This window comes from Paenibacillus physcomitrellae, assembly GCF_002240225.1.
Lineage (GTDB): Bacteria > Bacillota > Bacilli > Paenibacillales > Paenibacillaceae > Fontibacillus > Fontibacillus physcomitrellae.
Genome location: NZ_CP022584.1, coordinates 1,269,891 through 1,283,373, shown reverse-complemented (window position 1 = coordinate 1,283,373; position 13,483 = coordinate 1,269,891). Strand labels below are relative to the sequence as shown.

At 50.3% G+C, this 13,483-nt stretch carries 8 protein-coding genes; 6 read left to right on the top strand and 2 right to left on the bottom strand.

What is annotated here, in order from left to right:
- Positions 1 to 113: 113 nt before the first annotated feature.
- Entirely contained in the window at positions 114 to 953 is an 840-nt protein-coding gene (locus CBE73_RS05915) for a helix-turn-helix domain-containing protein (protein WP_174704671.1), read from the bottom strand.
- A 135-nt stretch (positions 954 to 1,088) separates the two neighbouring features.
- Between CBE73_RS05915 and CBE73_RS05910 the strand changes: the two genes are divergently transcribed.
- Together CBE73_RS05910 and CBE73_RS05905 are read left to right on the top strand one after the other, a co-directional pair.
- Positions 1,089 to 3,590: a beta-mannosidase gene (locus tag CBE73_RS05910; protein ID WP_094093436.1), complete on the top strand. Its 2,502-nt coding sequence runs from the start codon at positions 1,089 to 1,091 to the stop codon at positions 3,588 to 3,590.
- 131 nt (positions 3,591 to 3,721) lie between these two features.
- The gene (locus tag CBE73_RS05905) at positions 3,722 to 4,438 is read left to right on the top strand and encodes a hypothetical protein (RefSeq protein ID WP_094093435.1); all 717 of its coding nucleotides are present in this window, start codon (positions 3,722 to 3,724) and stop codon (positions 4,436 to 4,438) included.
- A 210-nt stretch (positions 4,439 to 4,648) separates the two neighbouring features.
- Here the strand turns inward: CBE73_RS05905 and CBE73_RS05900 are convergent, their stop codons facing one another.
- Positions 4,649 to 5,365: a Crp/Fnr family transcriptional regulator gene (locus tag CBE73_RS05900; protein ID WP_094093434.1), complete on the bottom strand. Its 717-nt coding sequence runs from the start codon at positions 5,363 to 5,365 to the stop codon at positions 4,649 to 4,651.
- Positions 5,366 to 5,799: 434 nt separating this feature from the next.
- Between CBE73_RS05900 and adhE the strand changes: the two genes are divergently transcribed.
- The 4 genes from adhE (at position 5,800) to CBE73_RS05880 (ending at position 13,402) form a co-directional block, all read left to right on the top strand.
- Positions 5,800 to 8,424, top strand: coding sequence for a bifunctional acetaldehyde-CoA/alcohol dehydrogenase (gene adhE, locus CBE73_RS05895; protein WP_094093433.1), 2,625 nt, complete (start codon positions 5,800 to 5,802; stop codon positions 8,422 to 8,424).
- Positions 8,425 to 8,741: 317 nt separating this feature from the next.
- Entirely contained in the window at positions 8,742 to 11,003 is a 2,262-nt protein-coding gene (gene pflB / locus CBE73_RS05890) for a formate C-acetyltransferase (RefSeq protein WP_094093432.1), read from the top strand.
- A 45-nt stretch (positions 11,004 to 11,048) separates the two neighbouring features.
- A complete protein-coding gene (gene pflA / locus CBE73_RS05885; protein WP_094093431.1) occupies positions 11,049 to 11,801 on the top strand; it encodes a pyruvate formate-lyase-activating protein in 753 nt (250 codons plus the stop codon).
- A 197-nt stretch (positions 11,802 to 11,998) separates the two neighbouring features.
- Complete coding sequence (locus tag CBE73_RS05880) at positions 11,999 to 13,402, top strand: extracellular solute-binding protein (protein WP_094093430.1); 1,404 nt, start codon at positions 11,999 to 12,001, stop codon at positions 13,400 to 13,402.
- Positions 13,403 to 13,483: the final 81 nt, after the last annotated feature.

The following is a 13,483-nucleotide window of genomic DNA, read 5'->3' as shown; positions in this document are numbered from 1 at the left end:
TCAACTCAGGCGGCCATTCAAGAAACGGATAGAACAGTAAATGATGAATAAGCAAATGCCGGATCCGGAACGCGGATTGCGGCATTTGCTTTTTTTGTGGTTTTTTTACCTTATCACTTGGCCGCATTACGGCGGAAATCCAGCGGGGCCTGGTGGTAGAACTTTTTGAATTGGTGGTAGAAGTGACTGACATTGTCAAAGCCGGATTCGAGAGCAATATCGACAACTTTCCATTCCGTGGTCAGCAGCAGATTGCGTGCGATATTCAGCTTCAGCTGGTTCACATATTCGGTCGGTGTTTGCTGCAGGTATTGCCGGAAGGCTCTATTCACGTGACCGACACTCCTTCCAGACAGTCTGTATAAGGCCTGGAGGCCGCCGAGCAGGTTCTCTTTGAGCTGCATTTGGGACAAGGTTTGCTCCAGCCACAGCGGAATGTCCGGCTTCTCCACGTTATCGGGCTTCAGGAAATATTGGGTCAGGATGTCGGTCAGCAAACCTTTGGCATACAATCGGGCTTTGATCTTGTCCAAGGTGGCCAACAGAAGAAACCGTTCAAAATGGCGAACCACATCCAGCATCTCAAGCTGCGAAAGCAGGGCGACAGGGGGCTCCGCTCCCGACAGCAGTCCTTCCTTAAAGGCAGGCTCATCTAAATATGCTAAAGCTTGCTCCACCGCCTTGTACCGACAGGCGATATTCAGAAAGCGGCAGTCTTCATCCCCGAGACGTTCATATTTATGGATGTCGGAGGGCCGCATGAATACGAGACATCCCGGCTTCAGGAGCTGAGTTTGCCCGTTGGCGACATGCCGGCATGTCCCTTCACGGATGATAAAGAACTCATAGAAATCATGCGTATGCTCCGGAGAAACCTGGGACAAGGATTCCACCCAGAACGGATTCATCAGCAGCTCGGGATCAATATGGCCGGCTTCGGTAAATTTAAGCATCGCTTGCTCCTCCTTCATTCGAGCTGATGTTAAAATAGCACAAGGTTTGGGTGAACACAAGACAAGAATGAAAGCCTTTTCCTTGTTACAATAACACCCGTAGGATCCACAAAAATCAAGAGTGGGGGATTCAGAATGCTGCTGCTGGATTTGAACGGGAAATGGCAAATGAGAAGAATGGACCGGAAGGAATGGCTGGAGGCTTCCGTTCCGGGTTCGGTTTATAACGACCTGCTGAATACGGGGAGGATGCCGGATCCATTCTATCGGGATCAGGAAGATGAAGTGCTGGAGCTGTCCAAATACGACTATGAATATAAACGTACGTTTGAAGCTGATCCGGCCATGCTGGATCATGAACGTCTTGTGCTGTTATGCGAAGGGCTGGACACGCTTTGCGAATTATTTTTGAACGAAGCCCCTGTCCTTCAAGCGGACAACATGCACCGGATTTATGAAGTGGACATCAAACCTTATTTAACGCCGGGGGAAAATACGCTGCGCGCGGTCTTCCATTCACCGGTCGAATATGTGCTTCGCAAACACGCGGAAAGGCCGCTCATCAATTCGACGGATGCCTTGCCCGGCATCTCCCACCTGCGCAAGGCCCATTCCATGTTCGGCTGGGATTGGGGACCAAAGCTGCCGGATATGGGCATTTGGCGCAATATTTCAATTCGCGGGTACGACCGGTCCAGGATTGACGACGTTTATGTCACTCAGGCCCATGCAGTCGGCGAGGTCACCCTGGATGTACGGGTCCGGACGGACAGCTGGTCTGAGGGGGATAGAGCGATTGTGGTCAAGCTTACCTCACCTGAGGGAAAAGAGCAGCTCGTCTCCATGGCGGAGCAGCCCGCTCATTCTGGTCACGCTCCGATTTCAGAACACCATCTCGAGCTGAAAGTAGACGAGCCGCAGTTGTGGTGGCCCAATAATTTGGGTGATCAGCCGTTGTATGAGGTAGAGGTCAGCCTGGAAGAACAGGGGCACGAGCTGGACCGGCATAAGCTGAGAATCGGGCTTAGAACGTTAACCGTGAAGAGGGAGCCGGATGAGTGGGGCGAATCATTTGAATTCGAGGTCAACGGGATTTCGATTTTCTCGATGGGAGCAGATTATATTCCCGAGGATAATATTTTGGCCCGCTGCAGCCGGGAGCGGACGGAGAAGCTCATTCAAAGCTGCGTGGAAGCGAACTTCAATACGATCCGGGTATGGGGCGGGGCCCACTATCCCGACGATTCTTTTTACGACCTGTGTGATGAATACGGTTTGATTGTCTGGCAGGATCTGATGTACGCGTGCGGCGTTTATGAGCTTACTGAGGCATTCAAGGAGAATATTACGTTTGAAACGATCGACAACATGAAGAGAATCCGGCACCACGCTTCGCTCGGTTTATGGTGCGGCAACAATGAACAGGAGATGGCCTGGGTGGACTGGGGCTGGAGCAAGACGGAGTCTCCGAAGCTGAAAGCGGACTACATCAAGCAATATGAAGTGCTGCTTCCGGAACTTGCGAGGGAATACGATCCCAATACCTTTTATTGGCTGGCTTCTCCTTCTTCCACAGGCAGCTTCGATAAACCGAACGATGAGAATTACGGGGATATGCACTACTGGGAGGTTTGGCACGGGAAAAAGCCATTCACGGCTTACCGCAGCATTTTTCCGCGTTACATGTCCGAGTTTGGCCTGCAGTCGTTCCCGGGTCTTAAAACGGTGGAGACGTTCACGCTGCCGAAAGACCGCAACATCTTCTCCCATGTGATGGAGTCTCACCAGAAGAACGGTACAGGTAATGAAAAAATTCTCTATTACATTGGGGAAACCTATAAATATCCGAAGGACTTTGACTCCCTGCTGTATGCTTCGCAGCTGATTCAGGCCGAAGGCCTGCGGTATGGCGTCGAGCATTGGCGCAGAAACCGTGGACGCTGCATGGGGGCGGTGTATTGGCAGCTGAACGACTGCTGGCCGGTCGCCTCATGGTCCAGCATCGACTATTACGGCCGGTGGAAGGCGCTGCATTATGCGGCCAAACGTTTTTTTGCGCCGGTTCTGGTGTCGGCCTGCGAGGAGGGGACTTCGGTTTCCCTGCATGTCTCGAACGAAACCAAAGCAGCAGTAACAGGCAGGCTGGTCTGGAAGCTCATGAATGTCTATTCGGAAGTGCTGCAGCAGGCTGAAAGGGAAGCGGAGATCGGCGCCTTTACTTCGGCTGAGCTGGAGCAGCTGGATTTTGCGACACTCCTGGATACGGAAGCTAAGAAACGGGAGACCTACCTGGAATACGCCTTTGAGGTAGGGGGAGAATGGGTGAGCTCCGGTACGGTGCTGTTCGTTAAGCCCAAACATTTTGAATTTGTAGATCCGGCTTTGGAGACGGTTCTGGCGGAGGAAGAGGAGTATTTCACGGTGGATGTCAAAGCCCAAGCGTTTGCCCGTTCGGTTGAGCTGGACTTCAGGGAAATCGATGCGGTCTTCAGCGATAACTGTTTCGATCTGTCCGCAGGTAAGGTACGGACGCTGAAGATCAATAAATCCTCACTCAGCCGTCCTGCCGCGCTTGAAGAGTTGCAGCAGCAGCTCAGAGTCCGCAGCATTTATGATCTGGATGAACAGAACGTCTGATAGAAGCAGGGATCTTTGATAGAAGCCGGGGCGTCCCATTAGGGGCGCCTTGTTGACCTGAAGTGTTTGAAACGGACGAAGATGTCCGGTATGCTTAAAGGAGCAACCATACCAGGAAAGGGGGAGGAAAGGTGAGCTGGACAAGCTGGATCGGCCGCCTTCTTTTAGGGTTATTGGCCTGCTCGCTGCTATTATTCTCGGCTGCCTGTTCATCGCAGCCCTCTGCAGAACCTCAGCCTTCTGTAAAGCTGCTTGACAATAAGATCAGGCTGAGAATTGACGGTGAAAAGCTGATTCCGGATATTACCCGGACCTTCCCGGTGGATGAGCTGAAGCAACCGAACCTGAGAGAAGTCCTTCGCAGCAGCGGCATTATTGTATTAAATGATGAGCAAGACGGCATTGTCTCCGTTGGCGATATTTCGCTGGATAACGGGTTATCCTGGGCGGTTAAAGTGAACGGGTCCGATGCAGAAGCTGCTTCATGGGACAAAACAATGCATAGTGGCGACGAAGTGCTGGTGTATTTGAAAGGCAAAGACGGAGCTACGGCCTCGTCATTAACCCCTGTGGTGCTCAATATTTCAGGCGGATTGTCCAAGCCGAGCCTGCAGTATTACTTCGTTAATATCTACCAGGCCAATCTGACAGTTAGAAGCGTTCTCAAGCAGTGCGGTTTGATTCAGCTTAATGAAGGGAGCCGGCTTGTGGCGTCTGTCAATGGATATACCGGAAGCATCAATGAGCGATGGGTCGTCAAGCTGAATAATAAAAAGCTGCTGCAAAGCGGTCTGGATATTTCGCTTCAGCCCAGCGACAAACTGGAGGTCGTGCTGAGTAAAATTTAAGGCCAGCAGCAAGACATTTAGAAACAACAAAGAGGTTTCGAGCGAAAGTCTAGTGAGCGCCTAGCGAATGTCGAGAGTATGTTGAGAGTAAGTTGAGTGTAAGTCGGGTGTAAATTAAAAAAGCTCTGTCCGTGTAAACGGGCAGAGCTTTTTGTGAGTACAGAGGGAAAGGGATAAAAATGATTAGAAAATGTGGTAGTAAAATAGAAATTAGATCCGGCAAATTTCATTTGGACAGAGCTCGCAGTGGCAGATGTCCTGCAGCATGACGAGGTCTTTAATGACGATCATGCCGTTTTCGTATTCCAGCGCGTCTTTCTTGCGCAGATCGCTCAGCATCCGGTTGACGCTTTCGCGCGTGGCGCCGATCATGTTCGAAAGATCGGTGTGCGTAATCTTTTTATTAATGAGGATCGTGTCGCCTTGCTGTTCCCCATAAGTATTGCTGAGGCGGATCAAGGTCGAGCAGAGTGCCCCCGGTTTGCCGTACATCATCAGGTCTCTGAATTTGGTTTGGGTCAGGCGGTGATGAATGCCCATCCATTTCATGAAGTCGATTGCGAAATCGCAGTGCTGGCAGATGAGAACTTCCAGGTCTTTATTTTCCACGATGCCGACTTCGCAATCCTCGAGGACTTCCGCTGTAAAACCGTGCTTCGAGCTGAAGAATGGATCGGCCTGGCCGATCAGGTCTCCACGTCCGTACATATATAGGATGAGTTCTTTGCCCTCATCTGTCGACTTGGTCATTTTAACGCGTCCGCGTTTGATGTAGAATAATTTATCCGACACATCACCTTCCCAGAACAGATGGGAGCCTTCGGCGTAGTTTTTGTCTTTCATGATGACAAGCAGTCGATTGAAGTTCTGTTCCGAAAAACAATTTGTATTCCCTTGGGTTTCAACGCTGTTCATTTGCTCGCTCATTTTTGGTTTCCCCTTTGTACTCCAAATTTTTCTCAAATTTTTAAATTAATTATAACCTGTATGACATGGAAAAGGGGGCTTTCCAAAGCTTAAAAAGTGGCAAAATTTTAAACATTGTGACTATTTTCACTTAAAAGAGGGCAGCAGATGAATATTTGTGAGTAGTAAACGATAAAACGATCTAGTTATCCTTGATTTAGAAATAGACAGCTTAAGCTAGGCGTGTTTTCAAATTAGTCAAACATTGTGAAATAATTCACTACCAAAAATAAAATGGTTGTGCTATGATAAATCCGTAAAGAAGAACGGTAAGGCGATTCGGCGCGGCATACTTTGTAACAAAGTGTTACAAAGTATCGTAAAGACAAAGCAAGGCCGCCGGGCTGCTCCGCCCGACCTATAAAACTTGTTCAATTATCAGGAGGATGAGAGAGATGGCCGTAAAAAATGAAGCAGCTTCAAACGTAAAGCAGGCCGTACAGCCTGCACAGGAGTACATCCAGGGTTTGATCGACAAAGCGAAAAAAGCTTCCGAAGCTTTCATGAGCATGGATCAGCAGCAAATCGACGACATTGTGCAGGCGATGGCTCTGGCCGGGCTCGACAAACACATGTATCTCGCCAAGAAAGCCGTTGAAGAAACGGGCCGCGGGGTATACGAAGACAAAATCATTAAAAACATGTTCGCTACCGAATACATCTGGAACAGCATCAAATATGACAAGACGGTTGGCGTAATTGAAGACAATCCTTACGAAAGCTTCCAGAAGATCGCTGAGCCGGTCGGCATTATCATGGGGATTACGCCGGTGACAAATCCGACTTCCACCACGATCTTCAAATCGCTGATCGCCATCAAGACACGCAACCCGATCATTTTCGGCTTTCACCCTTCCGCACAGGAATGCAGCCGCGAAGCCGCTAAAATCCTGCTGGAAGCCGCTGTGAAACATGGCGCTCCCGCCGATTGCATCCAATGGATCGAACAGCCTTCCATGGACCGCACCAACGCTTTGATGAATCATCCTGACGTAGCCTGCATTCTCGCCACCGGCGGTTCCGCCATGGTGAAAGCAGCTTACAGCTGCGGCAAACCGGCTCTCGGCGTAGGTCCTGGTAACGTACCTTGCTTCATTGAGAAAAGCGCTGATTTGGATCAAGCGGTCAATGATTTGATCCTGTCCAAAACGTTTGACAACGGCATGATCTGCGCATCCGAACAAGCGGTAATCATCGAAGAGCCCGTGTTTGATCAAGTGAAGAAGAAAATGATCGCAAACGGCTGTTATTTTGTCAACAAAGAAGAAGCCGCCAAGCTGACGGCCGGAGCCATTGTGGCCGAAAAATGCGCCGTTAATCCGGCAATCGTCGGTCAGCCAGCCGTTAAAATCGCCGAAATGTGCGGCATTCAGGTGCCGGCAGGAACCAAAATCCTCATCGCTGAAATTGACGGCGTAGGACCTAAATTCCCGCTGTCCGCCGAGAAGCTCAGCCCTGTCCTGGCCTGCTACAAAGTAAAAACCGCTGAACAAGGCATCGACCTTGCGGAACAGGTTGTTCACTTCGGCGGCATGGGACACTCGTCGGTCATACATTCGAACAATGATGAAATCATCCAGAAATTTTCGGACCGTCTGCCAACCTGCCGGATCCTGGTGAACCAGCCTTCTTCGCAGGGCGGCATCGGCGACATCTACAACACGAACCTGCCATCGCTGACGTTGGGCTGCGGCTCTTATGGACGCAACTCCACTTCGTCGAATGTGACCGCCGTCAACCTGATCAACGTGAAAAGGGTGAACCATCGTACCGTGAACATGCAGTGGTTTAAAGTACCTTCCAAAATCTATTTTGAAAAAGGCGCAACCCAGTACCTGACCAAAATGCCGGACATTACCCGTGTCATGATCGTTACCGACCCTATGATGGTGAAACTGGGTTACGTTGAAAGAGTGGAGCATTATCTCCGTCAGCGCCAAACGCCTGTAGCGATCGAAGTGTTCTCCGACGTTGAACCGGATCCATCGACTACGACCGTTGCCCGCGGTACGGAAATGATGGCGAAATTCCAGCCGGACTGCATCATCGCTCTCGGCGGCGGTTCGCCGATGGATGCCGCCAAAGGCATGTGGCTGTTCTATGAATATCCGGACACCGATTTCCACAACCTGAAACAGAAATTCATGGATATCCGCAAACGGACCTACAAATACCCTAGCTTGGGTCAAAAAGCAAAATTCGTAGCGATCCCGACAACATCCGGTACAGGTTCCGAAGTTACGCCGTTTGCAGTTATTACTAATAAAGAAGTCGGCAACACCAAATATCCTTTGGCCGATTACGAGCTGACGCCGGACGTTGCGATCATCGACCCTGAATTCGTCTACAGCCTGCCTAAAGTAGCCGTTGCCGATACCGGCATGGACGTGCTGACTCATGGTATCGAAGCTTATGTATCCGTTATGGCAAACGATTATACGGACGGCCTGGCGATCAAAGCGATTCAGCTGGTGTTCCAATATCTCGAGAAATCGGCTTTGACCGGCGACAAACTCGCCCGCGAGAAAATGCACAACGCTTCGACTCTGGCCGGTATGGCCTTCGCCAATGCGTTCCTGGGCATCAACCACAGCTTGGCGCATAAATGGGGTGGTCAATATCATACCGCTCACGGCCGTACCAACGCGATCCTGCTGCCGCATGTCATCCGCTATAATGCGAAGAAACCTACGAAATTTGCAGCTTGGCCTAAATACACCAACTTCGTAGCCGACCAGCGTTATGCCGAAATCGCCCGCATCCTGGGGCTGCCTGCCCGCACCACGGAAGAAGGCGTGAAGAGCCTGATCAACGCCATCCGCGACCTGAACAAAAAGCTGGGTATTCCAGAGTCGTTCCAGGCGCTCGGATTTGATCCAAAAGATTTTGAATCGAATGTAGATTATCTGGCAGACCGCGCTTTCGAGGATCAATGCACAACCGCCAATCCTAAACTACCGCTGGTGACCGAGCTTGCGGAAGTTTACAGAGACGCCTTCTACGGACGTTTCGAAGAGTAAACGGAAACCAGGTCTTACAGGTTTAATCGACATCAATAGAGACAAAGCTGCGATAACGGACCAAACTCGCTAGAATTGTGAAAAAAGTGACAAACATCACGGCGATTGTGATGTTTGTCACATCCTTTTTACCGGGGATAAGCTATGATGAAACCATAAAAGATCCCGTACGAAAGCGGTGGGGCAGCTGAAGTAAACCTTGAACTGGCCTCATCAGACTCTGAATTGTGAAATCTATCACAAATTTTAGGGATCTCGAGGCGGAGGATAACCTTCAAGCCTTCGTACTCCAAACTATATAAATGGAGGGATTACAAATGTCGGTGATTGAAAAAGAAACAGCAGCTACGCAGAATGCCTGGAGAGGCTTTAAACCGGGCAAATGGATGAGAGAGGTCAATACGGCCAATTTCATCGATACCAACATCAAACCTTATGAAGGAAACGAATCCTTTCTGCAGGGCGCAACGGCTAACACCAAAGCTTTGTGGGAAATCGTATCCGACCTGTCCAAGAAAGAAAGAGAAGCTGGCGGTGTGCTGGACGTAGACGTTAACACGCCTTCGACGATCACTTCCCACGCTCCCGGATTTCTGGATAAAGACAAAGAACAAATCGTAGGTGTGCAGGGCTCCGCTCCGTTCCAACGGACGATTCGTCCAAACGGCGGCGTGAGAATGGTCATTACGGCTTGTAAAGCTTATGGCTTTGACCTTCCGCCAGAAATCGTTGACTTGTATACGAATGTACGTAAAACGCATAACCAAGGTGTATTTGATGCTTATACCGCTGAAATGAGAGCAGCCCGTCATACCGGCATCATCACCGGCTTGCCCGATGCTTACGGCCGCGGCCGCATTATCGGCGACTACCGCCGCGTAGCTTTGTACGGGGTAGACTTCCTGATCAATCAAAAACAAGATGAACTGAAAGATATGGAAGTAGACGTGATGGACGTCGATGTTATTCGTCTCCGCGAAGAGCTGTCCGAACAGATCCGCGCTTTGGGTGAATTGAAGCAGCTTGGCGAAATGTACGGCTTTGACATCTCCAGACCGGCCAACAACGCCAAAGAAGCTTTCCAATGGCTGTATTTCGGTTATTTGGCAGCCGTTAAGGAACAAGACGGCGCGGCAATGTCCCTTGGCCGTGTATCTTCTTTCCTTGATGCTTATATCGAACGTGACCTTGCCGAAGGTACAATGACAGAAGAACAAGCACAGGAACTGGTTGACCATTTCGTGATGAAGCTGCGGATCGTGAAGTTCCTCAGAACTCCTGAATATAACGAGCTTTACAGCGGCGACCCTACCTGGGTAACGGAATCCATCGGCGGCATGTCCGTAAATGGAACCACCAAAGTCACCAAAAACAGCTTCCGTTTTCTGCATACTCTGTACAACCTGGGTCCTGCACCGGAACCAAACCTGACGGTTCTCTGGTCCGACAAGCTGCCTGAAGCGTTCAAAAAATATTGCGCCAAGGTATCCATCGAAACCAGCTCGATCCAATACGAAAACGACGATCTGATGCGTCCGATCTACGGCGACGATTATGGCATCGCCTGCTGTGTATCCGCTATGCGCATCGGCAAACAAATGCAGTTCTTCGGAGCACGTGCCAACCTGGCCAAAGCTTTGCTGTACGCCATCAACGGAGGTAAAGACGAAAGATACGGCACACAAACCGCGCCGGAATTCCCGGCCATTACTTCCGAATATCTGGACTACGACGAAGTGATGAAGCGTTTTGTGCCGATGATGGAATGGCTGTCCAAACTGTATGTGAATACGCTGAACGTGATCCACTACATGCATGACAGATATGCTTACGAACGGATTGAAATGGCGCTGCATGACCGCGACATCCTCCGCACGATGGCTTGCGGCATCGCCGGCTTATCGGTCGTTGCGGACTCCCTGAGCGCGATCAAATACGCCAAAGTCAAACCGATCCGAAACGAAAACGGCATCGCCGTTGATTTTGAAATCGAAGGCGACTTCCCTTGCTACGGCAACAATGACGACCGTGTCGACAGCATTGCGGTCAACCTGGTTGAAACCTTTATGAGCATGATTCGCAAACATAAAACGTACCGCAACGCTTTGCCAACCCAATCGATTCTGACCATCACCTCCAACGTGGTGTACGGTAAGAAGACAGGTACAACACCTGATGGCCGCAAAGCCGGCGAACCGTTTGCACCGGGCGCAAACCCTATGCACGGCCGTGACAAGAAAGGCGCTCTCGCTTCCTTGAGTTCGGTAGCCAAACTGCCTTATGAACACAGCCTTGACGGTATTTCCAACACGTTCTCGATCGTCCCTAAAGCGCTGGGTAAAGAAGCGGAAACACGCAAAAACAACCTGGTAGCGATGATGGACGGCTACTTCGGCAGCGACGCGCATCACTTGAACGTCAACGTATTCGACCGCGAACAGCTGCTGGATGCGATGGAACATCCAGAGAACTATCCGCAATTGACCATTCGCGTATCGGGTTATGCGGTTAACTTTATCAAGCTGACCCGCGAGCAACAGCTGGACGTAGTCAACAGAACGTTCCACGAAGGCATGTAAGAAATAAACATTTCCCTGCAGTCCCTGCAGAAAGGATGACGTAACATGATCAAAGGGCATATACACTCACTAGAAACCTTCGGAACGGTCGACGGCCCCGGAATTCGTTTCGTACTCTTTATGCAGGGCTGCTTGTTGAAATGCCAGTATTGCCATAATCCCGACACCTGGAATCTCGAGGGCGGCAAGGATATGACACTGGAGGAAGTGCTGGCCGAGATTGAGCCCTACATCCATTATTACCGTTCTTCGGGGGGCGGCTTGACGGTATCCGGCGGCGAGGCAACGCTGCAGGCTCACTTTGTGGCAGATTTGTTCCGCGCCGTAAAGGACCGCTGGAATCTTCATACCACCCTCGACACAAACGGTTATAATGAAGGGGATAAAATCAAGGATTTGCTTGATGTGACGGATCTGGTTCTGCTGGACCTGAAGCATATCAACAACGAGAAGCATATCAAGCTGACAGGCAAACCCAATGACCGGATGCTGGCGATGGCAAAATGGCTTTCCGATCATAACCGCCCGATGTGGATCCGGCATGTGCTGGTTCCGGGAATCAATACGGACGAAGAGGATTTGCTTGCGCTTGGGCGGTTCATTGGCGGTTTAAACGGCGTAGAGAAATTCGAGATTCTTCCTTATCATCAAATGGGCATTTACAAATGGGAAGCACTGAAATGGACCTATCCGCTTGAAGGCGTACCGAGTCCTACCCCTGAAGAGGTAGCCAGAGCGTACGAATTGGTAGAGCAGGGCATGAAAGAGGCGGCGGCCGACAAAGCCGTCATGGGTTGAAATCCCTGATAGATTAATGTGATATAAAATAACACAAAAGCGGTCAACTTACAGTATATGTGAGGTTGAACCGCTTTCTTTTGTGTTTTTGGATGATATTATCCCCCCATTAGAAAAATATCCTCCTTTCTAGGGCAGATGACCTAAATCTATAATAAGATTGTAAAACAAATCAATTATTCGGGGGGATTTGGAAGATGAAGAAAAGCATGGTCATGCTACTAACGTTGTTCATCGCGGCCACGACCCTGTTGTCTGCCTGCGGCAGCGGCAATGGTAACGGCAACAACAATTCGGCTGCAAGCAATGCCTCAAATGACTCCGCATCAACCACACAGCCTAGCGAATCCACAACAGATACTTCTCCATTTGAATTGACTTTGCGTCATACCCAGGTGGGAGCCGACAAACAGAAACGTCTTGCCATCCTTAACGATGTTGTCAAGAAAGTAGAAGCGGATGTTCCGGGCCTCACGATCAAGCTGGACGGAGTAGAATCCGACGTTAACCGTAAAGAGAAGCTCCGCGGGGAAATGGCTGCGGGCAACCCGCCGGATATTTTTGATTTGTTCGGCAGCCCGGATTCCCAGGTTTATGCCAAAGAGGGCATGCTGCTTAACTTAAGTCCGATTCTGGATGAACTTGGTCTGTCGGACAGCTTCTCATCCCTGGAACCATTCACTTACGAAGGCAACGTCTATGGCCTGCCGATCGGCGGATCGGGCGAAGGATTTTTCTATAATAAAGCTTATTTCGAGGAAAAAGGTTTGAAAGTCCCTACTACGTGGGCCGAACTGGAAGACCTGCTGGCCAAAATCAAAGCGGACGGCAAGGTGCCAATGGCGGCTGCCTCCAAAGCGGGCTGGGTGCCGCTGATGCTGGCCAACCATCTTTGGGCCCGGTATGCCGGACCTGACGTAACGCAGAAATTCGTGTCCGGTGAAGCGAAGTGGTCGGATCCGAACGTGGTGAAGGCTTTTGCAAAATATCAGGAATGGGAAGACAAAGGGTACTTCAAGAAAGGCGAACTGGGCTTTGAATACGCAGAATATACTACGCAATTCACGAGCGGTGAAGCGATTCTGATGTATGACGGTACCTGGAAATCCTCCGTATTCAAGGAAGGTCAGTCCGGCGAAGGTTTGATCGGCAAAGTTGGCTTCTTTAACCTTCCTCCGGTTGACGGCGGTGTGGGCGACCAAACGGCGCTGATGCGCGACGTCAACAACGGTTACGGCTTCTCGGCTGCCGTGGAGAAGGATCCAAGAAAACTTCAAGCTGTTAAGCTGTTCATCAAATACATGTACAACGAAGAAATGCAAATCCGCGGTCTCGTTGAAGACGGCGTGCTTCCGTCGATGAAGCTGAGCGAAGACGTGCTTTCGGCAAACATCACGGACGACCTGATGAAAGAAATCGTCAACGTGCTGAACAATTCGAAATCTTCTTTCCCGGCGTTCGACTCCCTGGTGCAAGGTGACGTCACTACCGAAATCAGTAACATTCAAATTCAGAAGCTGATTGGTAAGCAAACAACGCCTGAGCAGATGGGCAAAGAACTTCAGGCTGTGCAGGAAGAAGCTAACGCGGATTCGGAATAAAAGCGGCGTGACCCGGGATGCGGGGATGCGTTTCGCCGACAAAACGGGCGAAACGCATCCTTGCTTTTCTTACAGCAGCGA